The organism is Psychrobacter urativorans, assembly GCF_001298525.1.
Taxonomy (GTDB): domain Bacteria; phylum Pseudomonadota; class Gammaproteobacteria; order Pseudomonadales; family Moraxellaceae; genus Psychrobacter; species Psychrobacter urativorans_A.
In genome coordinates this window covers 2,521,948-2,546,281 of the sequence record NZ_CP012678.1, presented here as the reverse complement: position 1 = coordinate 2,546,281, position 24,334 = coordinate 2,521,948, and the positions used below count along the sequence as shown (strand labels likewise).

General features: G+C 41.6%; 22 protein-coding genes. 9 read left to right on the top strand and 13 right to left on the bottom strand.

The window, feature by feature from the left end:
- Positions 1-32: 32 nt before the first annotated feature.
- Both AOC03_RS10960 and AOC03_RS10955 read right to left on the bottom strand, forming a co-directional pair.
- The gene (locus tag AOC03_RS10960) at positions 33-1,907 is read right to left on the bottom strand and encodes a SurA N-terminal domain-containing protein (RefSeq protein WP_062535954.1); all 1,875 of its coding nucleotides are present in this window, start codon (positions 1,905-1,907) and stop codon (positions 33-35) included.
- A gap of 300 nt (positions 1,908-2,207) precedes the next feature.
- Positions 2,208-2,480 (bottom strand): HU family DNA-binding protein, encoded by a 273-nt coding sequence (locus tag AOC03_RS10955; RefSeq protein WP_062535952.1) that lies wholly within the window; start codon positions 2,478-2,480, stop codon positions 2,208-2,210.
- Positions 2,481-3,035: 555 nt separating this feature from the next.
- Between AOC03_RS10955 and AOC03_RS10950 the strand changes: the two genes are divergently transcribed.
- The 8 genes from AOC03_RS10950 (at position 3,036) to fdx (ending at position 9,945) form a co-directional block, all read left to right on the top strand.
- The gene (locus AOC03_RS10950) at positions 3,036-3,680 is read left to right on the top strand and encodes a hypothetical protein (protein WP_062535950.1); all 645 of its coding nucleotides are present in this window, start codon (positions 3,036-3,038) and stop codon (positions 3,678-3,680) included.
- A 298-nt stretch (positions 3,681-3,978) separates the two neighbouring features.
- Entirely contained in the window at positions 3,979-4,476 is a 498-nt protein-coding gene (locus tag AOC03_RS10945; RefSeq protein WP_062535948.1) for an Rrf2 family transcriptional regulator, read from the top strand.
- Positions 4,473-5,699 (top strand): IscS subfamily cysteine desulfurase, encoded by a 1,227-nt coding sequence (locus AOC03_RS10940; RefSeq protein ID WP_062535946.1) that lies wholly within the window; start codon positions 4,473-4,475, stop codon positions 5,697-5,699. Before AOC03_RS10945 ends, AOC03_RS10940 begins: the two co-directional genes overlap by 4 nt.
- A gap of 159 nt (positions 5,700-5,858) precedes the next feature.
- Entirely contained in the window at positions 5,859-6,257 is a 399-nt protein-coding gene (gene iscU / locus AOC03_RS10935) for a Fe-S cluster assembly scaffold IscU (RefSeq protein WP_062535943.1), read from the top strand.
- 210 nt (positions 6,258-6,467) lie between these two features.
- A complete protein-coding gene (gene iscA / locus AOC03_RS10930; RefSeq protein WP_062535941.1) occupies positions 6,468-6,788 on the top strand; it encodes an iron-sulfur cluster assembly protein IscA in 321 nt (106 codons plus the stop codon).
- Between the two features lie 71 nt (positions 6,789-6,859).
- Positions 6,860-7,429 (top strand): Fe-S protein assembly co-chaperone HscB, encoded by a 570-nt coding sequence (hscB, locus tag AOC03_RS10925; protein ID WP_062535939.1) that lies wholly within the window; start codon positions 6,860-6,862, stop codon positions 7,427-7,429.
- Between the two features lie 216 nt (positions 7,430-7,645).
- Entirely contained in the window at positions 7,646-9,517 is a 1,872-nt protein-coding gene (hscA, locus tag AOC03_RS10920) for a Fe-S protein assembly chaperone HscA (RefSeq protein ID WP_062535937.1), read from the top strand.
- 89 nt (positions 9,518-9,606) lie between these two features.
- The gene (gene fdx, locus AOC03_RS10915) at positions 9,607-9,945 is read left to right on the top strand and encodes an ISC system 2Fe-2S type ferredoxin (protein WP_062535935.1); all 339 of its coding nucleotides are present in this window, start codon (positions 9,607-9,609) and stop codon (positions 9,943-9,945) included.
- 168 nt (positions 9,946-10,113) lie between these two features.
- On the opposite strand, the gene AOC03_RS10910 is transcribed toward fdx, so the two are convergent.
- From AOC03_RS10910 to AOC03_RS10890, 5 genes are all read right to left on the bottom strand, one after another.
- Positions 10,114-11,535: an adenylate/guanylate cyclase domain-containing protein gene (locus tag AOC03_RS10910; RefSeq protein ID WP_062535933.1), complete on the bottom strand. Its 1,422-nt coding sequence runs from the start codon at positions 11,533-11,535 to the stop codon at positions 10,114-10,116.
- A 428-nt stretch (positions 11,536-11,963) separates the two neighbouring features.
- Complete coding sequence (locus tag AOC03_RS10905) at positions 11,964-12,395, bottom strand: HIT domain-containing protein (RefSeq protein WP_062535931.1); 432 nt, start codon at positions 12,393-12,395, stop codon at positions 11,964-11,966.
- Positions 12,396-12,559: 164 nt separating this feature from the next.
- Positions 12,560-16,216, bottom strand: coding sequence for a transcription-repair coupling factor (mfd, locus tag AOC03_RS10900; protein ID WP_062535929.1), 3,657 nt, complete (start codon positions 16,214-16,216; stop codon positions 12,560-12,562).
- Between the two features lie 239 nt (positions 16,217-16,455).
- Entirely contained in the window at positions 16,456-16,989 is a 534-nt protein-coding gene (gene rraA / locus AOC03_RS10895) for a ribonuclease E activity regulator RraA (protein ID WP_062535927.1), read from the bottom strand.
- Positions 16,990-17,106: 117 nt separating this feature from the next.
- Positions 17,107-17,805, bottom strand: coding sequence for an NAD-dependent epimerase/dehydratase family protein (locus tag AOC03_RS10890; protein ID WP_062535926.1), 699 nt, complete (start codon positions 17,803-17,805; stop codon positions 17,107-17,109).
- A gap of 456 nt (positions 17,806-18,261) precedes the next feature.
- Here AOC03_RS10890 and rpsT point away from each other — a divergent pair, with 456 nt between their 5' ends.
- Entirely contained in the window at positions 18,262-18,528 is a 267-nt protein-coding gene (gene rpsT, locus AOC03_RS10885) for a 30S ribosomal protein S20 (protein ID WP_062535924.1), read from the top strand.
- A 171-nt stretch (positions 18,529-18,699) separates the two neighbouring features.
- Here the strand turns inward: rpsT and AOC03_RS10880 are convergent, their stop codons facing one another.
- The 6 genes from AOC03_RS10880 to rpsA all read right to left on the bottom strand — a co-directional run bounded on the left by AOC03_RS10880 (position 18,700) and on the right by rpsA (position 24,300).
- Complete coding sequence (locus AOC03_RS10880) at positions 18,700-19,536, bottom strand: histidine phosphatase family protein (RefSeq protein ID WP_062535922.1); 837 nt, start codon at positions 19,534-19,536, stop codon at positions 18,700-18,702.
- Positions 19,537-19,667: 131 nt separating this feature from the next.
- A complete protein-coding gene (locus AOC03_RS10875) occupies positions 19,668-20,468 on the bottom strand; it encodes a metallophosphoesterase (protein ID WP_062535920.1) in 801 nt (266 codons plus the stop codon).
- 138 nt (positions 20,469-20,606) lie between these two features.
- Positions 20,607-21,332, bottom strand: coding sequence for an orotidine-5'-phosphate decarboxylase (pyrF, locus tag AOC03_RS10870; RefSeq protein ID WP_062535918.1), 726 nt, complete (start codon positions 21,330-21,332; stop codon positions 20,607-20,609).
- A 120-nt stretch (positions 21,333-21,452) separates the two neighbouring features.
- Positions 21,453-21,893 carry a lipopolysaccharide assembly protein LapA domain-containing protein gene (locus tag AOC03_RS10865; protein WP_062535916.1) on the bottom strand — a complete coding sequence of 147 codons (441 nt, stop codon included), beginning with the start codon at positions 21,891-21,893 and terminating at the stop codon, positions 21,453-21,455.
- A 114-nt stretch (positions 21,894-22,007) separates the two neighbouring features.
- Positions 22,008-22,313: an integration host factor subunit beta gene (locus tag AOC03_RS10860; protein ID WP_062535914.1), complete on the bottom strand. Its 306-nt coding sequence runs from the start codon at positions 22,311-22,313 to the stop codon at positions 22,008-22,010.
- A 298-nt stretch (positions 22,314-22,611) separates the two neighbouring features.
- A complete protein-coding gene (gene rpsA / locus AOC03_RS10855) occupies positions 22,612-24,300 on the bottom strand; it encodes a 30S ribosomal protein S1 (protein ID WP_204247959.1) in 1,689 nt (562 codons plus the stop codon).
- Positions 24,301-24,334: the final 34 nt, after the last annotated feature.

The following is a 24,334-nucleotide window of genomic DNA, read 5'->3' as shown; positions in this document are numbered from 1 at the left end:
AAAGTAGCGTTACCTAATGAACGCTACAAGCTCTAACGACCGCGTGCGCCCGCCATATTTGCTTCATTAATTTCAACCTTATAGACCGAACGCAGATAATCTAAATAATCCTGTAGCTGATCCTGCCCTAAGTTATCACGAATAATGGCTGCCGTTTGCGACTTCTCTACAGCAGATAACTGTGATTGCTGCTGGGTTTTGATCGCGTCACCTACGATAACGGTTGCGCCCATTTCCGTCTCGCTCGCCAACGCCATCACGCTATTAGCAGGTGCTTGCTTGCTAAATGCCAAGCCACGCTCTTTTTCTGTTAATAATGGCGTTTGACGATTGACCTCACCCAATGCTTGAAACTTCACAGACTGCGCATTAATATCAGCCGCCGTTTTGATACCAGCCGCTAATTGCTTGGCATCTTTCAGCGCCAACGCACTGGCTTGTTTCTGACGTAATATCTGAGTAATCTGTGGGGTAGCAGCCGCTAAAGTCAGCGTTTTAGTCGGACGATAATTACTTGGTTGTATCCAAGCGATACCGTTACCAACCTCAATGCCCGTGGTCACTGCTTGGTCTTGTACAGTAAACTCATCAAACGCCTGTTTGATGACGGCAGGTTGCGCTAGCACTGAGGTATTGTTCTCTTTACGATAATCTTTAATTCGTTTAAGCGGTATATTTTCTTGCTGCGCAATATCTGAGATACTAAAACCATCTGCCGCTAAGTCATTAATAGCTGTAACTTTATCAGCATAAAGTGATTGACGCTTATACTCTTTGGCTTTAGCCGTCAGCTCTGCACGCATACTCTCTAAGCTCGGTGCTTTACTACCATTATCTTCGGTCACGGTAAATATCTGATAACCAAAACTGGTCTTGATAGGTGCGGTGACATCCCCAACACTTAAACCACTTAATGCTTTTTCAACTACAGCGGCGTCTTTGCCAAATACGGATGGATTAAAGCTACCAATAGCACCGCCACTTGCTCCTGATGGATCATCAGATTCTTTTTTGGCAATAGCGGCAAATGCTTCGCCTTTAGCAAGACGTGCTTTTATTTGTTCTGCTTTTGCTTTAGCGTTATTACCTGTTAATAAGATTTGACTGATTTTGCGTTCATCAACTACGGCAAGCCCTTGTTTAAAGGATTCATACTGTTGTTTTAACTCTTCAGGCGTCACACTATCGACTTTTATCAGCGCAGGGCTGAGCTCGATATACGCCAAATCAACCATCGCATCACTTTTTAGGCGGTCTTTATTAGTATCATAATAGGCTTGCACATCGGCTTTGGTCAATTTTACTTGTTGCTGATAGTCTTGCCAATTGAAACGATGTACCCAAACATTGCGTGCTTCTAGTTGTAAATCAATCAGTTGATTCACCGCTTTCATCGGATAAATTGCGGTACTGACAATACTAGCATTGAGCTGATCCAGACTCAGCTGATTACGGAACTCTGCAAATAGTTGGTCTTTAGTCATGCCACGCTGACGCAAGAAATTTGAAAATTGTTCATTAGAAAACTCACCGTTTTCATCTTTAAAGATCGCTTCTTGGCGTAACAGGCGGTTAATCGTATCATCAGATACGGTCATTCCAAGCTTACCTGCTTGCTGCTCCAATAAAGTACGATCAATCAGACCTTTGAGCACTTGCTCATGCAGCACATCTTCATTTAATAAACTGGCATCATCAAGTTGGTCTAAAACCTCAGAGCGCCGACCATTGACTGCCGTTTGATACTCTGACAATCCCACACTTGCCTCACCTACTTGAGCGATTTGGTTGGGATCAACGCCACTTTGAAAGTAGCTTTCGATACCCAGTAGAGCAAGTGGCGATAGGCATAGAATCAATAAAATGCGACCAGGCCAGCTTTTTAAAAAATCGCGCAATTTATCCATAATTATTTCTGCTTATTAACCTATATTGATTAAAAACCATTGCAATACAATCAGTGTGGGCAATGGTAAAGTGAAGGATGTCAGTGCTTTATAACAGCCAGAGCTTTAAAATAGCCAAACACGGCTTATGTGAGCCAACTGGCTATGCGCGCCCTATGATACGTGAATTTTAGTCTAGACTCAAAATATTCACACTATCGACCGCATATATTTTATATAACAAAAAAGCACCCAAAATAAGGTGCTTTTTTATCACTACATTACTGACAGTCAGTAACGAGCTAGCAAGTCAATAGCGGCTTAGTTCAAGCGCTCTTTTAAGTTTTTACCGGCTTTAAAGCTTGGCACTTTGCTTGCTGGAATAGCAAGTTCTTCGCCAGTTTTAGGGTTACGACCAGTGCGAGCTTTACGATCTTTTACACTGAAGGTACCAAAACCAACTAATGAGATACTTTCGCCTGCTTCTAAAGCTTCACCGATACTTTCCATAACGGCATTTAAAGATTCACCAGCTTGGGTTTTGTTTAGACCACTTTTTTCTGCGATGCTATCAATTAATTCTGACTTATTCATAAAAATTCCTTCAAGTTTAAGGGCTAAAATAAACGCTAATGTCAGGCATTGTATCGCTCTCATATGATTTAAGCAATAAAAACAACTTTCGACTCACGTATTGACGGGTTACACATTATTAACGCCTTTATATCAAGGCTGCATAAGGAGCGCAAGCGATTTTACACTTTTAAGCGCCCTGAACTACGTATTTAACACTTAACATTACGTAAATCACCTGTAATTTGCTATTTATCGTACTATAGCTATATATTTGTCGGCAGCAACCCGCAATTTGGTGCATCATTTCTTAATAGCGCAACAATTTGCTAACTGACACAGATAGGTGTTAGTTTTTATGATGGAAACCTATTAACTATGAGCTATCCTAATTAGGCACTGCGCCATCTTAACGATACGCTATGTTAATAATTATGCCCTATGTTAATTATGCTCTATGATGGTCATCTTGAAACATCAGATGACCTTGTAGTCTACGTTAAGGCAATAAGAATTCATGAGTTTTCTTATGTCTATTTTTAAATTCTCACTTGCCCAATAAAATGGATTATCTACATGAAGCGTTCTACGTTGTCTCACTCTCTTCTTAATATCATTCTGGTGTTCATTGAGTCAGCATTGACGCTACTGCTACGCTTGGACCCTGAGCTACGCAAAGCGGCTTATCCACTCGCCAAACAAGACACCGTTGTCTGTCTGCGTATGTACCTACCGCATGTAGAAGTTTTTGCGACATTTAGTTTTAAAGGCGTGTTGCTCGATGCTAATTTGCCTGCGGGGCGCACTGAGCCCGACGTCATTATTAATGCCTATAGCATTCAAGTCTTAAATGCGCTCACCACACATGATGCTGAAACCACTGATAAGTTACAAATGCGCGGGGATTCTGCCCAAGTACAACTGGTCAAGCATTTCATTATGCAGATGGGTTTTGGTAGTTTGATTCAGAGTGTTATCAAAAGATTTAAAGGCGGTAAAGGTAAACCCAAAGCTAGCGATGCTGAAAGGGAAGTAAAAAATAATAACTACAAATTACGCATCACTGAACAACAAACCCAAATCAATACCCTCACTATTAAAAACCGTGAACTTGAAATGACTGTTAAAGAACTACAGAGCAAGCAAAAATTATTTATGATAACGGCGGTCGTTGCAACCATCATTGCTATCGGCGCTATTATTACCTTATTAATGAATTAATAATCATCACGTTGGTTTAAGACACTTTGTTTAAAACACGTTTATGAATGATTGTTTTTATCAATAACCGTGTTAAATGAGATTAACTGTTTAACACCAATTCAATCTTGACTAAATTAGTCAGGATTGAGTATAATGGCTTTATCGCAGCACACATACAGTTAGCCACCTGTTATTTAATAGCGATGACTTTCGTCTTAGGTACGCATCCATTTCTATATATTTCATTAGATATAAGATACATACTCTAAGCTCGTTATTAACTTTGGTTTATTACTGGACAGTTTGGAGAGGTTTTATGCGCTTAACAACTCGAGGAAGATATGCGGTTACCGCATTGCTGGATTTGGCTCTACAAACCAGCCAACATGATAGTGCTGTTTCCTTATCCGATATTGCTAAGCGGCAATCAATCTCAATATCCTATCTTGAACAGTTATTTTCAAAACTGCGTAAGCGCGGCCTAGTCACCAGTATTCGCGGTGCAGCAGGTGGCTATCGTCTAGCCAAGCCATTAGATCAGATTGACGTGATGAGTATCATCTCAGCCGTTGATGAATCGGTCAACGCCATGCAATGTGAAGGACGTGGCGACTGCCAAGGCGGTACGATGTGTTTGACCCATGATTTATGGTGTGCGCTGTCCAATCATATTGAGCAGTACTTGAAAAATATTACATTAGCACAATTATTAAATATGGAAAATGTGCAGTTCATATCAGAACGTCAGCAACTTCCTTCCATAAAAGATATTAATACTATTACCTTATCGACCAGCGAGGCAAACCCAGCATGAGCCAACATAACAAACTTATTTACCTAGATTATGCCGCCACTACGCCAGTAGCCAAGTCGGTCGCCGCTAAAATGAGCGAATACCTGACGGTAGATGGCATTTTTGGTAACCCAGCATCACGTTCACATGGGTATGGTTGGCAGGCTGAGGAAGCGGTTGAAACCGCGCGTCAACAAGTCGCTGAAGTCATCAATGCTGATCCTCGAGAAATTGTTTTCACTTCAGGTGCAACTGAGTCTGATAATCTTGCTATTAAAGGTGCCGCGCATTTTTATCAGTCGCGTGGTAAACATATCATTACCAGTAAAATCGAACATAAAGCAGTACTTGATACCTGCCGCGAGCTTGAGCAAGAAGGATTTGAGATTACTTATCTTGAGCCACAACCAAGCACAGGTTTAATTTTACCTGAACAAGTGAAAGCGGCATTACGCGAAGATACTATTTTAGTATCCTTGATGATGGTAAATAACGAACTTGGTACATTAACCGACGTTGCCGCTATCGGTGAAATTACACGTGAAGCTGGCGTAATTTTCCATGTAGATGGTGCGCAATCAGTTGGCAAAGTAAAAATTGACCTTGAGACTACTAAAATTGATTTAATGAGCTTTTCTGGTCATAAAGCCTATGGTCCTAAAGGCATCGGTGCTTTATTTGTCAGCCGTAAACCTCGCGTCCGCCTAAAAGCTGAGCAACATGGCGGTGGTCATGAGCGTGGTATGCGTTCAGGTACTTTACCTACGCATCAAATCGTCGGTCTTGGTGCGGCATTTAAATTAGCTAATGAGCGCTATGAAGAAGACCATGCGCATGCGGCAAAACTACGCCAAAAATTATGGGACGGTTTGCAAGATATCGAAGAGATTTATCTTAACGGTGACTTAGAACATAGCGTACCTAATATTGTGAATATCAGCTTTAACTTCGTTGAAGGCGAATCACTCATGATGTCGCTAAAAGACTTGGCGGTATCTTCAGGTTCAGCCTGTACTTCAGCCACTCTTGAGCCATCTTATGTGCTACGTGCTATCGGTCGCCCCGATGAATTGGCGCATAGTTCTATCCGCTTTAGCTTTGGTCGTTACACCACTGAAGAAGATATTGATACCGTTATCAAACAAATGCATGAAGCCGTTGACAAATTACGTGCCCTATCGCCACTTTGGGATATGTATCAAGAAGGCGTTGATTTAGATTCAGTAGAATGGTCTGAACATTAAAACAAAATACTACTGAGACTAGATACTCAGTAATAAGCAAAATTTCGCAATATAATTATTAAACTATTCATCAGACAATTATATATTAAGTGTTTGACCCCAATTATCGATGAGTGCAGAGAAGATATAAACACTCATCATCTAACTAGGAGAAAACTCATGGCCTATAGTGACCAAGTTATTGACCATTACGAAAACCCGCGTAACGTTGGCAATCTTGATAAAAATGCCAAAAACGTTGGTACTGGTATGGTCGGTGCCCCAGCCTGTGGCGATGTAATGCGTTTGCAAATTCAAGTTGATGATAATGGTATCATTGAAGATGCACGCTTTAAAACGTACGGTTGTGGTTCAGCTATTGCCTCAAGCTCACTGGTAACAGAGTGGCTAAAAGGTAAAAGCTTGGAACAAGCCGGTGAAATTAAAAATAGTCATATCGCTGAAGAATTGGCATTACCACCTGTAAAAGTGCATTGCTCAGTATTGGCTGAAGATGCTATTAAAGCGGCTATCAGTGACTATAAAGGTAAACACAGCGCTGCAGAAGCAACGAGCTAAACCCTTTAGCGTGTTAGTTGTGTCGTGGTAGCAGTGTACTAAAAAGCGCCCACGCTAAAAGGTGACAATGACTCTACTGTAATTGTCACCTTTTATTTTATAGACATTGCTAGCAATATTTTTAGTGATTTCAAATTTTTAAATATACGTTATTAGTAGGCGGTTTTTTAGAAAATATTGTCGTATTAGTGGCAATCAATAGGAGTTGGCATGATTGAAATGACAGAACGCGCCGCTCAGCATGTTCGAGACTTTTTGGACAATCGCGGCAAAGGTGCAGGCATCAGAGTGGGTATTCGTACAGCAGGTTGTTCAGGCTTAGCCTACGTTTTAGAGTTCGTTGACACGCCCGATGATAATGATACACGTTTTGATAGTCATAACGTGAGCATCTTTATTGATCCTAAGAGCTTGGTTTATTTAGATGGCTTGTTAATGGATTATGAAAAGGAAGGTTTAAACGAAGGCTTTAAGTTTACCAACCCGAATCAAAAAGGCGAATGTGGCTGCGGTGAATCATTTACGGTATAAATGCGTCTTAGCGATAGACGTTTAACAGGTCGTTGATAGACACAATAAAAACAGAATGTAAGGCGTATGATATGACAGATATCACCCCAGAAGCGCAGTTTGACAACTTCTTTGCATTATTTGAGCAGCCTGTACAATTTGAACTACTTCAAGACAGTCTTGATCAACGCTTACGTCTATTACAAAAGCGCTATCATCCTGATAACGCTGTAAATAATCTTACTGATAACGTAAAAGCTGAGCAAGCATCTGCTCTGATTAACCAAGCATACCAGACGTTAAGTGCGCCAGACAGCCGCGCCGCTTACCTACTCGATATAGCAGGACACGCACAAACGTTAGAACAATCCATCGCTGACTTAAAATTTTTAGAAGATGCGATGGAAATGCGTATGGATTTAGACGACGCCATCAATGATAAAAACTGTGTAACGTTGCAGCAGTTACATCCGCAAGTTGTCGAGCGTTTAAACATCCAATCTACTCGCTTTAACAACGCTTATCAACATAAAGAGTGGCAAACTGCTATCGATGCCACCCAAAAGCTGAAATTTTTAGTTAAGCTCGATGCCGATATTACGACAGGTCTTGATGATGTTGCCAGCACTGAGCAACTTGACGATGATGACTTATATGTCTAATTAGCGTTATAGAATGCTTATGATGGTTAAAATAATGCCTACAATACCGTATAATCAGCTGTTTTAAATATAGATACGTATATTTTACTCATATCGCGGAAAGATGATGATATGCGTGAGCCGTAATCCATTAGTTATTGTCTATCTATATTCGTAGTTATAGCTCTGCCTAGCTTTGCCAAACATTTTTTATTCACTTTATATCTGAGTTGCCTTATGTCTTTATTGCAAATTGCTGAACCCAATCAAAGTGCCAAACCTCATCAGCATCGTTTTGGACTTGGTATTGACCTTGGTACGACGCGTTCATTGGTCGCGGTAGTACGTTCAGGCAAATCGCAAGTCTTAGAGGCAGACCATGATTCAGATACCCTATTGCCTTCTGTGGTTTACTATCCGGCTTCGGGTTCGCCACTCGTCGGGCAACAGGCGTTAGCTCACCTTCCTGATGACCCAAAAAATACCATCATTTCTGCCAAACGCTTTATGGGTCGCAGTCAATCTGATATTAAATTCTCACATCCTTATGAGTTGATTGGTGCAGCAGATGCCATGCCCGCATTTGTCACCGCTCAAGGAGAAGTGTCACCTGTGGAAGTATCGGCTCGTATTCTTGCAGCGCTTAAACAGCGTGCGGTCAGCGCCTTGCCTGAAGACAGCATTGAAGGTGCAGTGATTACTGTTCCTGCATACTTTGATGAAGCCCAGCGTCAAGCCACCAAAGATGCGGCAGAAGCTGCCGGTATCACCGTTTTAAGACTCCTAAATGAACCCACTGCTGCCGCTGTTGCTTACGGTTTAGATAAACGCAGCCAAATACAAGAACAAAGTTATTACCTCATTTACGATCTTGGTGGCGGTACTTTTGATGTCTCTATTTTAAAGCTCACTGACGGCGTCTTTGAAGTTCTAGCAACAGGCGGTAATAGCGCCCTTGGTGGTGACGATATTGATCGTTTACTGACAAATTGGCTCATAAAACAGCTCAATATTACACCCGCTGATGTCAGCCTTCATGACAAGTCGATATTGGCGCAGCAAGCTAAACAGTATAAGCAAGCCTTAACAGATGCCGCGCAAGTGGAGATTAATATTGTTATTAATGACCAGTCTTTTCAAGGGATCTTAAGCCGTGAAGCGTTACTGGCTATTATCGAGCCTGTCAGCCGCCGGACGCTCAGTGTATGCGAGCAAGTGTTACGGGATGCTAAATTAAGCGTACAAGATTTGGACGAAGTCATTTTAGTCGGTGGCTCGACACGCATGCCTGCTATTCAACAAGTGGTCACCAATTTTTTTGCTAAACAGCCTTTATGTCGTCTTAATCCAGACGAAGTAGTCGCATTAGGTGCAGCGCAAACGGCACATCAACTGGTGAATGGCGACAGCAATTTGCTGTTGCTTGATGTGACACCGCTATCACTTGGACTTGAAACGATGGGCGGCTTGGTTGAAGTGCTCATTCCGCGTAATACCCCTATTCCTGTTAAAAAACGTCAAATCTTTACTACTTATCAAAATGGTCAAACCGGCATGGTGATTCATGTGGTTCAAGGCGAACGTGAAACGGTTGATAACTGCCGCTCACTGGGTCGTTTTGAGCTGTACGGTATCCCGCCTATGAAAGCTGGATTTGGACGTATTGAAGTTACCTTTAGCATTGATGCCAATGGTCAATTGACCGTGAGCGCGCAAGAAACCAGCACAGGTACTGAAAGCAGAATTGAAATCAAGCCCGCCTATGGTTTATCTGATGAACAAAAAGAACAGCTGCTTATTGCAGGATTCCAACATGCTGAAGAAGATAAGAATCTGCGCTCTTTGATAGAAACCAAAGTGGAAGCTGAGCGTGAGCTATTGGCTTTACAGTCGGCGCTTACTGATTTTGCTACCTTATTGACGTCTGAAGAACAACAAACACTGACTACAGCCATGCAAACCATGCAAACCACTTTAAACTCTGATGATTTGACCCTTATTGAGACGCAGCAGACCAAACTAAAACCTCATAGCGATGCTTTTGCGGCACGTATTATGAACCAAAGTGTTAAAGCCAGTATGGCAGGAACCAATGCCCGAGACTGGTAACGGATAAAAATAGTTCATTGAACACGATGTCATTACCACCTCATAGCCTTTTAATTTTTTTGAATTAATTAGTACTGGATATATTACCCATGCCAAAGATTACTGTACTACCTCATTTTGAGATTTGCCCTGAAGGCGCTGAAGTTGAACTGGAAGCAGGTAGCAATTTATGTAAAGCGCTGTTGGAAAAAGGCATAAAAATTGAACACGCCTGCGAGATGTCAAAGGCTTGTACCACTTGCCATGTGGTCGTGCGTAAAGGATTCAACGGTTTAGAAGAAATGGACGATATCGAAGCCGATTTGCTGGATCGCGCTTGGGGATTGGAGCCTGATTCGCGGTTATCCTGTCAAGTCATCATAGAAAATGACGACTTAATTATCGAAATACCTAAATATACACTGAACCATGCGAAAGAAAATCATTAATCATTATTGATTTGAACGTCATAAAAAAAGCCTATCATGAGTATGGTAGGCTTTTTTTATGGTGGATAATATTGTCATTAATGATGGCCAGTTGATAAATAGTTAATCAGTAGTAGCGCACTATTTTATCGCATCAAAGCAATCAAAATTATTATGCATTAGTATTTATTATGCGTTAGTCTTATGTTCACTATAATCTTGTCGCTGACTTGCCCTCCTAGCCACTCTATCTTCTTTTTCAAGGCGTTCAAGCGCAAGATTTAAGCGGCTTTTAATCTCTTGATAATCGTAGTTCTTTATATCTTTAAAGTTCAAATGCAGATTAAAGCCAGGCAAGGTGTGGTCGATCCATTTAGATAGCTGACCTTTATTAGCATCAGGGTCAAGCACTTGCCATGCTTTAACCTTATTATCAAAACCTTTTAAGGTGAAAGCGCCTGCATATTCACACTCATAATCATGACAAATATAATCATAAGTACTCTGGCTGATCAGCACCTCACCTTTGCCAGCCGTAGATTCAAGGCGCGAAGCTAAATTAGCCTCTTTGCCAATGAGCGTATAGCTAAGACGATTAGTACTACCAAAATTACCAACATGACAGTAACCGGTAGTAATACCAATACGTACATACAGACCCTCAAAACCCATAAGTCGCCACTTTTGCCGCAGCATGCGCATTTCACGGCGCATATCAATCGCCATAGCCACGCAATCTAGGGCATCTTGACGAGTGCCCCGACTGTCAGGCTCACCAAAAAAACACACCATACCATCACCAATAAACTTATCCAGTACCGCACCGTGCTTGTTAGCAATTAAGGTCATATGGTACATATAGGTATTAAGAATGTCAGCAAGGTTATCCGCACTTAAGCTATCTGACAGCTCAGTGAAGCCTACAATATCTGAGAACATAATGGTCAGCTTGGCGCGTTTATTAAACACAGTGACAGGAATATCAGATTGTACAATCGGTTGCCACACTTGTAACGGCACAAAGCGCGTCAACTTATTAATCACGGATACCATCGTGTTCAACCGTCCTGACGTCTGCTGCACTGCCTCATGATTAGTAATAGCTTGATGATGTATGCCCCAAAACTGCCACAGAGTAGTCAGAATACTTGCCAACAATATCGTCGGTGCTAAAAAACCGTCATCACAGTTCATGCTCATGCCATTTAAAGTGACACTGACATAATAGAACATCAGCATAGTAACGAGCGCTACCATGATAAGTTTAATACGATTTTCAGGGAGACTAATAATGATACGAAGAGCAATTAATAACCCCAAACTTAATGACAATACGCTACACAGCTGCATCACACCCATCACTATAGATAGTAGGGTAACTACGATAGTAGATGTCCAAAAACTTGGCTGCCTACGATAGTTATAGCCTAAAATAATTAAACTTGGCAAGCAAACGACAACCAATAATGCCATAGACATCGGACTGAAATCATCATTTAGGGCTATCAGTAATACGGTAACAATAAGCACAAAGGCTTCAGGATAATCAAAGCGACCCACTTCATCATTTTTTAGCCCAGTTTGAGCGATTAATTTTTTTAAGAAAAGCATGCTAGGCGTCCGCTTAGACAAGAAAGAATGAAGAATAGTAGAGCGATTAGATTTCGAGCGGTAGTAGTATGCTGATAGGCATTTATTAGGTCAGCGTTTATTGTTAAAGTTAGGCTAACTTACTAACTGATGCTCAAAACCGGTCTTAGAGATGACGTAAATATTTACTTAGACAGAGCGGCACGGGAATTATTATCAGAGCGCCAGGCGATATAACATACGCTACTCATAGCTAAAAAGACACCATTTATCGCTCATTTTAAGTAATAATAGCGTTAAGTGATGTCTTGGGTAAAAAATGGTAGTAAATGACGGCTTTTTATTAAGTTTTTGAACTTATACCGAGACATCTAGCATGCAGCTATAACCCAACTATGAGGCTATAGTTGTTTCAAAATCAGTGATTTAATAGTCATTAACAAGTTAAGTTACATTTGCCAATCAAACGGCATTTGATGATGACCACGCAGCGCCATCATTAAGGTTTGTTGCATTTGCGCCAATACTTCTTGGGTATAAGGTATGGCAGGGACGCCCCACACTGGGTTTGGCCACTGCATGTCGTTTTGGTAGCGCACAATATGATGAAAGTGGAGCTGCGGTACTTGATTACCAAGCGCGGCAACATTCATTTTTTCCGCCTGAAAAGTTTTAGCTAGCTGACTTGATAACCAGCTCGACTCACGTAAAAACTGTACCTGATCAGATTCAGACAGCTCATATAATTCTTTGATACCCGAGACACGCGGCACTAAAATCAACCAAGGAAACTGGCAGTCATTAATCAAACGACACGTCGATAATGGGAAATCGCCCACCAAAAAACTATCGGCAGCAAGCTTAGGATGCAATTGGAACATAATGACGGTTTCTCTTGTTATAAAATATCAATAAAAGTAAGGAAAAATAAATGTTAGTGCTATTTTATCAGGTATCCACAGGATAAAATAGCGCCATCACTATTTAGGTGATTTTAGGTCATAGCGATACAGCGTGCTGTAGATAATAGGCAATTAATAGGCAGTTATGTCGCCTCTATAACCATGTGTTCAGTGAAGTAGCGCAATAGGTCTTCTACCACAGTGACCCGTTGCAGGGCGGTCTCAAGCTTATCAGCGTTGCTATAGCGAATACCAGACGCGCCATTCATACGGTAATGCTGACTGTCCGACTGAATTAATTTTATAATAGCGAATGCATCAACAGGCGTATCAGGCGCAAATTCCAGCGTCATACTATTAGCATTTGCATCGATTTTATTAATCTTCAAGGGTTCCGCTTGCAGACGCAGACCATGAACAGCAAATAGCTGTTGAGTTTGCGCAGGTAACGTGCCAAAACGATCAATCATCTCAGTACGAATATCAATCAGAGCTTCTTTATCACCCACGCTACCAATACGCTTATAAAATAATAAACGCTGATGGACATCGTGCACATATTCTTCCGGAATCAGTGCCGATGCATGTAAATTAATCTCACTGGTCAATGATAACGGTGTATTTAAATCTGGCTCTTTTCCTGCCTTAATTGCCTTAGTAGCACGCTCCAACATATCCATATACAAGCTAAAACCAATCGCTTGCATATTACCACTTTGCTGTTTACCCAGTAACTCACCAGCACCACGAATCTCTAAATCTTCACTTGCTAACATAAAGCCTGCACCTAGCGTATTGGCGCGCTCAATGGCATGCAGACGACGCTTAGCATCGCCTTTGAGCCCTTTAATCGATGGTACGAGCAAATAACAATAGGCTTGATGATGGCTACGACCTACCCGACCACGCAATTGATGCAGCTGTGCTAAGCCAAATTTATCCGCCCGTTCAATGATAATGGTATTGGCATTGGGGACATCAATACCGGTTTCAATAATCGTACTACAGATAAGCACGTTGAATTTTTTATGATAATACTGCTGCATAATTTGTTCAAGTTGGCGCTCTTGCATCTGTCCATGTGCGACGCCTACTCGCGCTTCAGGAACCAAATCACGAATGGTTTCTGCCATGCGTTCAATACTGGCAACATCGTTATGCAGTAAATAAACTTGTCCGCCTCGTAATAGCTCTCGTAAAATAGCCTCTTTCATTAAAGCATCAGTCTTTTGCATCACAAACGTTTTAATCGCTAAGCGGCGCGCTGGCGGTGTAGCAATAATAGACATATCACGCATACCTGACAACGCCATATTAAGCGTACGCGGAATCGGAGTAGCCGTCATCGACATACTATCCACATCAGTCTGAATCGCCTTGATACGCTCCTTATGGCGGACACCAAAACGGTGCTCTTCATCAACTATCATCAAGCCTAAATTGGCAAACTTAACATCAGGTTGCAGCAACTTATGAGTGCCAATAACTATATCGACTTTGCCAGCGGCTAAGTCTGTCAAAACCGTCTCTTGATGTTTTTTACCGCCAAAACGCGACAACGTTTCAATACGTATCGGCCAGTCGGCAAAGCGGTCTAAAAAGTTATCTTCATGCTGACCTGCCAGCAAGGTCGTCGGTACCAGAATTGCTACTTGATAGCCCGCATTTACCGCAATGAATGCTGCGCGCATAGCCACTTCAGTTTTACCAAAACCCACATCACCACAAATCAGGCGATCCATCGGCTGATTTTGTTTCATATCTGCCATCACGGCATGAATAGCATTGGCTTGGTCAGGCGTTTCTTCAAACTCAAACTGACTGGCAAATAACTCATATTGCGAGTTATCAATTTTAAAATGAATACCAACTTTGGCTTCACGCCTTGCCTGCATATTCAGCAATTCGGCAGCGACGTCATGAATTTGTTCCAGCGCTTTTTGCTTGGCTTTATCCCATTTCCCGCTACCGATTTTATGTAAAGGAGCATGCGCCGGATCGCCACCGCTATACCGGCTAATCATTTGCAGATTAGCAACCGGTACATAAATACTGGCATCATCTGCATATTTTAGATGAATAAACTCTTGCTCACCATCACCCACATCTAAGGTAATCAAACCACTATAGCGTCCAATACCATGCTCAATATGGACAATTGGACTGCCCTCGGTCATCTCAGTGACGCTTTTAACTAAGAACTCTTCTGAGACGCCACTCTGACGACGGCGGCGTGTTTGTAGTACCTGCCTGCCAAACAGCTGCGTTTCACTAATCATCACCAAACGTTCAGGAACGTAAACCCCGCGCTCAATGGGAGCGACCGTCAGTCCGACATGCGGACGTTGATTGTCATCATTCAAAGCACTAGAATGTTCAGCCGCCAGAAATTCTTTAAAAGTCGCATACCCAGTTATATCAATCTTGCCTTTGAACAGCTCAATTAAAATCTCGCGACGACCCGCAGTTTCAGCAACGATTAATACGGGTGTACCCGTTTGCGCTTGCAGCAGCAAAAAGTCTAGCAGCTCCGCTAACGGCTCTGCTTTCTGATGATTAACCGATAATTGCGGTGGCACTTGGGCGCTTAAAGTCACTAAGCCTTGCAGCTGACTGCTTGCTAATGCGAGCTCGTTGCGCTCACTTAAGATGACTCTCGGATAATTATTAAGATGCTCATTTAGAGTATTGGATAATAAATATAAAAGTTCAGGGGCAACGATAGGTTTATCCACATCATGACGACGCTCCTCATAACGGCGCTGAATTTGTGACCAATAATCGACCTGTCGCTCACTAATCAACTCATCCGTAATAAACAACGTATCGCTGGGCAAATAAGCAAACAGACTACTCTCTTGCTGCCAATCCTCTGCGCTAAAGAACAACGGCTGATAGTACTCAAGACCGCTACTAGCAATCCCTGCCATCACATCTTTATACAGCTCAAATTTACGGCTACTGGTATTGGGAAACATCGCGGCAAAGTTTATCCGAAAGGTCTCTTTGCCTTCTTCTAATGGAAACTCTTTTGCCGGTAGTATCTGAAATTGCTCAATAGGCTGAGAGATATCTGGCAGTTTGTGCAGTAGCGACAATGACTCTTGCCCCATACTGTTATCATTGCCGGCGACTAGATTTTTTAGATCCACGTCTGTCAGTGTGCGCTGTGTTTGCGGATGGAAAAACTTAATGGTTTCAATTTCATCATCAAATAAATCTAAACGCAAAGGGAATGGTTGCCCCATCGCAAAAATATCAACAATGCTACCGCGTACCGCAAACTCACCCGGCTCAAACACATTATCAACTGCTCGGTAGCCTGCCTTTGCCAATAGCTCACGCTGAGTATTAATATCAAAACGATCGCCAACACTCAAATCAAAATGCTGACCAATCAACCAGCTCGGCGGTGCAACACGGTGCATCAACGCTTGGATTGAAATCAGCAGCACGCCCGATTTTGGCATATCGGTTAGCAAATTAATACGCTCGCTAACGATATCCTGATGCGGTGATAGCTCGTCATAGGTCAAGGTTTCCCAATCTGGGAACACATAAGCATCGACGCCGCAAAATGCCAGCTCAGTTTCTATTTGATTGAGCTGGTTTTGATCGCGCGCCACCACAACTTTTAGACGGCTCGCCACATTCCAAATAGGCGTTTGTACTAAACTGGCAAGCCAAAGACTGCTAGCAGCGCCATGAGCAGGTGCCAGCCAACGTCGCTGCGTATGTTGAATAGGAAATAGTTGCTGATTAATAGGAGCAAATGCATCAGTTAAAGCAGAGATAGGCATGGCATATAGGATCGAAGTTAAGAGTCAGAAGTCTATTATACGAACATTTTCACCATTGACCAAAATTTATGCCGTAACGGTTTGTCACTTACACCATAAACCTCGATTTATGCTTGAAAATACAGAAAGTTGCAGAAAGTATTTGTATAAAATACAAAAAAACCTCAGCTTATATACTGAGGTTTTTATTTAATATCATGATAGATAGCTATTTTTTATAATTGGATTGTTTTGGATGGTTATAGTAGAGCGCTATCACTAGCAATCATACCGTTGTTATCGGCATAAATGAACATACCAGAGTTTAAAGTTAAGTCACCAAAGCTGATTTCAATATCCGTCTGCCCTTCATCACGGCGATTTGACTTGCGTGGGATACAACCAAGCGCCATGACGCCCAATTCCATCTGCGCCATATCATCGACATCGCGGACACAGCCATAAATCACCACACCTGCCCAACCATTCACAATCGCTGACTCGGCAATCATATCACCCAAAAGTGCGCAGCGCATAGAGCCACCGCCATCAACGACCAATACTTTCCCGTCGCCATTTTTATCTGTACCATCACTATTTAATAGCTCTTTAACACGGCTATTATCTTCAAAACATTTAACCGTGACAATTTCACCACAGAATCTGTCTTTGCCACCAAAGCTGTAGAACGACTTGCCTTCGATATTAGGCAGACAAACTTGCGATTCAGGATGAGCATCCAATAAATCACAGGTTACAAAGTTTTCTTTATCCATCGTGGTCGCTTCTGACATTATCACATTCCTTGTTGGTGTTTATTTAGTAGTTAATGATTTTTTAGTATTTAATGACTTGGTGGTTAATCAATCATTATGGATGGCTAGCAGCATTTTTTATGGTCATCTAGCTTACTATTTTGCACGCGTCATCGCAAGCATCTGCTTATTTTCAACAATGGTGATGCTAGCAGATATTGGCGCAGCGTGATATTTACGACGCTCATACCCATCATGCGCCGTCACCGCCATAGCAATCGCCACACGCTGGGCAGAAATAGGATGTAGCGGTAATGATTCTGACACCAAGGGTGAAATCAATTGAAAGGCTTTTTGACTGATACTTTCAAGTGGACGACCTTTGTGTTTACCTAATAATAATGACGGGCGAAAAATGACCAACTTTGCAAAATCTAGCGCCATAATAGACTGCTCAGTCTCCGCTTTGACACGATTATATAAAAATCGGCTATCTAGCTTGGCATTCATAGACGACAGCAAAAAGAAATTTTCAACGCCTTTATCGCGGCACAACTTAGCAAAATTCACATTATAATCATAATCTATTTTACGAAAAGCTTCATCGCTACCCGCCTGCTTTTTAGTCGTACCAAGGCAACTAAAGGCATCAGCCGTTCTATCAGCACCCACACTCGCAAACACTTCTGTTAAGTTATCAAAATCATTGACCTGATAAAAGCGCATACTGGCATTAATATAGCGAGGTGGACGCCGTGCAATCACAATCAAGGTTTCATAAAGTGCACTTAGCTGCTTGATAAGGTGTTGCCCTACCAATCCTGTGGCGCCGATTACAATTGCTTTTCGCTGCATATCTCATCCGTCTTTTTTATCGTTATAAACTATCGTAAAATACTGGCATAAAAACAACGCATTCCGTTAAAGTCCGTTAAAGTCCGTTAAAGTCCGTTATTTTGACCTTACACATTTGATATCATATACAAGGTACGCGATAAGTAACGCGATTATTCCTAATATATTGTAAGATATCTTAACAGATAGCCCATGCTGAATATGATTGGTATAACTTCTTTGAGCATTGCTCATCAAATATATTGTCCTAAGCGCAATAATTTGCTAAGATATCCGGCTTTACACGTCGAAGCTGTTTAATTATTCCAAACGGTCTCGGCGCAAGCGATGAGCCATTTATATTGGGCATCGATATCATATTTGACGAGACGGCTACTCGTCACCGATGATTGTACAATCCATTATTTATTGCAATCAACTTTCTATATTTACCTGTCTTTCATAAAGGAGATTCGCGTGGCTAATACTGCACAAGCTCGTAAACGCGCCCGTCAAAATACCAAACGTCGTCAAAACTCTGCATCACAACGCTCAATGGTTCGTACTTATTTGAAGCGTGTTGATGCGGCAATCGCTGCTAAAGACTATGATGCGGCAACTGAAGCTTATAAAAAAGCGATACCAGTTCTTGACCGTATGGCTGACAAAGGTATTATTCATAAGAATAAAGCTGCTCGTCGTAAGAGCCGCCTAAACAAAACAATCAAAGGCTTACAAGCTTAAGATTGGTTGAATTTAGACCAAAAACAAAAAAACCTTGCACTAGTGGCAAGGTTTTTTTATGTCTGTGTATTAATACATCAATGATAAACCTAACAATATGCTTAAAACAAATAGCTAAAATATAGCCCTAATAATCATTAGCAAAAAAGATGTTTTATTAAAGCAGACGGTCTATGTCCATTTGACATCTGGTGGAAGTAACAGCTTGCTTTGGTGGAAACCAGCCGCTTGATAGCTGTCTAATAAAGACCTAATTGCACGACTATATAGCGTGCCGCGCCATACAAAATAAGCATTGGCATCATAAAAAGGCTTATCATCGAACCACAAAAACACTCCTTCCATCATCTTTGGCCAATCTTTCCAATCAATCTCCTGCACATCAAACATGACGGCTAAAAAAGCAGATAATAAGGTGTCATGACTAACCGCCAACATTAAATGTCCGTGTTGTGGTTGATGCTGGTAAAAAAGCGATAAAATATCCAGCCCGCCTTGATAAGCATTTTTTGTACCCTCAAGATTGCCCTGCAAAAATCGATTGATAAAATTAAGCACACCAATCTCTTTAAAGACGACATTGGCAATTTCAGGTTCAGTTACTAAACTTCCTGGCTCAACCAATAGAGACTGATGAGTAATTTGACGCTGTAAACCCGCACCTTCTTGCATAAGCTGCGCGGTATCGATACAACGACCGATTGGGCTTGAGAGACTATCAACATCAAGAGAATAAGGTAAATGACTTGATAACCAATCTCCCCAAGACTTTGCCAATACACGACCTTTAGGCGTCAGTGGCAACTGACAACTGGCAAAGCCATTACCATCAGAACGCTCACGTAATGAATGCCTAGTAAACAAAATCAGCCGCTTGTCTGTGGGTAATAAACTAACGGAAGATATCATACTCTCAGGTAGGTGCGCAGGCGCTGGCATATTTGATATATGCGGTATTAGCGGCTCTACTTGCTGCTCAGGCTTGGGCGAAACAGGTGGTTTACTCATGATGGCTAGCGTAGCAGATTTTTTGTTTATAGTGAACGTAATATAAAATTAGTCGCCATAAAACGATGCTTTATAAAATAATGAGTATAAAACTATGAGTTATAAAACATAAGGCAATAACAGCCACTTATTTAGCCGATATCAACAACCTTGTCCCACGCAAATGCTAGCGCGGTGCTGCTCACTTCATTCGGATAGGCACGTGGATTCACCACTACTCGAGTATTATTAATTCGATAATCAAACGCCTCGTGCGTATGACCATGCACCCACAGTGTAGGCGCCCATGGCTCGTGCATCCATACAGAAAAGTCACTGACAAAAGCGGCATTACTTGGCAAAGTTGCATACTTCTCAGATACCGACAAGGGGCTGATACTATGATGGCTCATAACCACCGTTTTTTTCCCTAGCTGCTTTGAGGTGATCAATGCTTGCTGTAACCACTGGCGCTGCTGTGCATGTAGCTGCATCGATATCTCAGGCGAAAATAATTCGCCACCCGCATAAATCTCCTTATAATCGCGCATAAAGCGTTTCGCAACGTCCATAGTATCTTCCTTAGCTTGATACCGATAGTCGGTCCATAAGGTACAGCCTAAAATACGTACGTCATCACCAATATCGATATGCTGGCACTGGAGCACACGAACGCCTTGGTTATTTGCTGCATTATAGTTATCCCACATCACCAGTTTTTTATCAAAATGCAGCACATCTTCATCAAAGTATTCGTGATTACCCGCAATAGTAATGAGTGGCACTTGCAAGCGCGTGGCTTGCTCTTGTAGCCACAGCATACCCCTATCGCTGTTAGCGGTGTCGCCAGCGACTAAGATAACATCGGCATCTGTTTTCGGAATATGACCTATGGGATGAGATTGTCTAGCATAACTGTCAATATGCAGGTCACTTAAAATCTGTAATTTCATACAATCCAATATTAATAAAAAAGTTAAATGAGTTTAAATATTTAGTGTAGCACTCAACCCCTACTCGTCAAAAAGTAAAAAAGACAACCATAAGTTATCTTTTTTATATCTAGCGATACCTACTGGCTGGTGAGACCTTTAAATACTCTGCAAAATTTTCTGTAATTTTGCCGCCGGATCGACTGCTTGTGTAATTGAGCGACCGATAACTAAATAGTCAGAACCATCCTGTAACGCCTGCGCAGGTGTACAGATACGGTGCTGATCATCAGCACTGTCCTCTAACATACGAATACCCGGAGTTACCAATTTAAAATCAGCACCACATAAGGCTTTTAATACTTTAGCCTCTTGAGCGGAACAAACAACACCATCCAAACCTGATTGCTGGGTCAGCTGTGCTAAGCGGCTTACTTGTACATCTAAAGGATCATTAACGCCTATTTGCGGTAGAACTTCTTGACTCATAGAGGTCAGCACCGTAACTGCAATCAGCAAAGTATCATAATGACCAGTGACCAATTTTTGCTTGGCTAATGACATGGCAGCGCTGCCAGCACTGGCATGAACATTAACCATCCATACCCCTAAGTCTGCTGCGGCTAACACTGCCTGCGCCGTGGTATTCGGAATATCATGGAACTTTAGATCCAAAAATACATCGAAACCACGCTGCTGAAGCGCTTGTACAATAGAAGGTCCAGCACGGGTAAACAATTCTTTACCGACTTTAAGTCGGCACAAAGCAGGGTCTAATTTATCAGCCAAAGCCAATACACCCTCTACCGTCAGATTATCTAAGGCAACGATAATAGGTGACGTCACTATCTGACGGGCGGTACTAGTAGCGGTCTTATCAATCATGAAGTTACCATTTTTCTTAAAATTTTATTATTGAGCGCTATGATATGAATAGCGCGCACCTCATCTTTATCACAATTATGGTTATTACAATAACTTTATATTGCAGCCCTATTGTTATCATCAGTCGCGTTTACGCTTAGTAAGCCCTGTCGCATCATCAGAATAATTAGTCGTCAGTTGCCCTTTCGCCTCATGTAAATGCAGACCTTCGGTATTAGAGGGCACGGCGTTGGTACCATAAACGGCTTGTTCTATAGTCGCCGCATTTGCTTGCCGATCAATCACAATATTTGCTTGAGCAACCTGCTCTTCCAAGTTTTTATTGAGCTTTTGTAGGCGCGCTATTTCCCATTTATTCTGTAAAACACGGAAAATTAATAGCGCCAGCAATATGCCAATGACAACACCTAGTATAAGACAAAGTATCAACAGCAACCCTAAATTCATGGTAGGTGCTTGTGAAAACAGTAGATTAACCCCAATTTCAGTATTATTCGCCAATACCAAACCCAGTGCATAAGCAAAGCTCAAAAATAATAATACCAACAATAAAATGCGCATAATAATTACCTCCCTTTGAAGTGTAGGTTTAATAGCGGCAAATAAAATAAACCGGCTATCAGTAAATACTAGCATTCATTTTATTGAGTAATTGTAGTGATTATCTATCTATTGTTATGATAACGCGACATTATCGTTGACGGCTTCTCGTAACGCCTTGCCTGGCTTGAAATGCGGAATCGCTTTAGCAGGAACCGGCACACTCTCACCTGTTTTTGGATTACGTCCTGTGCGTGCACGACGATGATGTAAGCAAAAACTGCCAAAACCACGAACTTCCACACGGCCATCTTTTGCCAAGGTGTCTATCATTAGGTTTAGAATTTCGCGTACGGCATCATCAATAACCATATCAGTTATGGTGTCACAGTTAGCACTCAAATTGTTAATAAAGTCGGACTTATTAATAGCTTGTTGCATTATTACGCTTGCCTCATTAATGGATGGTTATTATAACTGCGAGAGTAAATCTTGTATTAAGTACTCATATCTTAATTAAAATACTGAATATTCATATATTAATTAAAAGCATTCTCATGAACTACTCTTATTACCACTATTTAAAAGTTCATGATATTTCAAATACTTAGCTCTATTTTACATTTTGTTACTCAGTGTTGCAAATAATAGCGAGAATTAAATAAGCGATAAAATCCAGACAAAAAAAAGCGACCGAAGTCGCTTTTTTTATTACTACTGATTATTACAAGCGTAAAACTTACTGCATTTGCTCTTTAATCAAATCACCAATAGTTTTTGGTTGAGCATCAGTAGTTGCTACTTGTGGTGCACTGCTGCTTAACTCTTTAATCGCTTGACGCTCTTCAGCTTCGTCTTTTGCTTTGATTGACAGGCTGATATTACGTGTTTTGCGATCAACGCTGATGATTTTAGCTTCAACATCATCACCAACATTCAGATGCTTAGTCGCATCTTCAACGCGGTCACGTTGAATCTCTGAAGCGCGTAGATAAGCTTCAACTTCGTCAGCAAGTTCAATCGTTGCGCCTTTAGCGTCAACTTCTTTTACTTTACCATTAACGATAGCACCACGGTCATTATTGACTAGGTATTCGTTAAATGGATCTGAAGTTAATTGTTTCACGCCTAAGCTGATACGATTGGCTTCTGAATCTACAGACAATACCATTGCTTCAACGGTGTCGCCTTTATTGTAGTTACGGATAGCATCTTCACCAGTTTCATTCCAAGAAATGTCTGACAAGTGAACTAAACCATCAATACCGCCATCTAGACCAATAAAGATACCAAAGTCAGTGATTGACTTGATCGTACCAGTGATTTTATCACCGCGCTCATGTTTCTTATCAAACTCATCCCATGGATTGGCTAGAGTTTGTTTGATACCTAAGCTGATACGACGACGTTCTTCATCGATATCAAGGATCATTACGTCAATATCGTCACCAACTTGAACTACTTTTGATGGATGGATATTTTTGTTGGTATGATCCATTTCTGATACGTGTACTAGACCTTCAACGCCTTCAGAGATTTCAGCAAAACAACCATAGTCAGTTAAGTTGGTTACGCGAGCTTTAACCACACTACCTACTGGGTAAGTGCCGCCAACGTTATCCCAAGGATCAGTACCCAATTGTTTTAGACCTAGGCTTACGCGATTGCGCTCACGGTCAAATTTAAGTACTTTAACTTTAAGGTCTTGACCCACTTCAACCACTTCAGATGGGTGCTTAATACGGCGCCATGCCATATCAGTGATGTGCAATAGACCATCAATACCACCAAGATCAACGAATGCACCATAATCAGTTAGGTTCTTAACGATACCTTCGATCTCGATACCTTCTTCAAGCTTATTCAATAGCTCTTCGCGCTCAGCTGAGTTTTCAGCTTCCATAACGGCACGGCGGCTGACCACAACGTTGTTACGTTTTTGATCAAGTTTGATAACTTTGAATTCTAACTCTTTGCCTTCTAGGTGCGTCGTATCACGGATAGGACGAACATCTACCAATGAACCTGGTAGGAACGCGCGCACAGTACCGATATCTACTGTGAAGCCACCTTTTACTTTGCTAGAAATAACACCTTTTACAATCTCATTGTTGTCATAGATTTTTTCAAGGATATTCCACGTCTCGACGCGTTTGGCTTTTTCGCGTGACAGTAAGGTATTACCCATACCGTTATCAACCGCTTCAACCACGACATCAACGCTATCGCCAACTTCTACTTCAAGCTCGCCTTCGTCGCTTAAAAATTCTTCACGTGCAACGATGCCTTCAGATTTCAGACCAGTGTCTACTGTGATCCAATCGTTATCGATGGCAACAACAGTACCGGTAATAACCGAGCCACGCTCGATATCCAGACCCTGATTTTCAATACTTGCTTCAAATAGTTCAGCAAATGATTCCATTATGTCTACCTTTGTATAGCCGTAGCCTGTCCAGCAC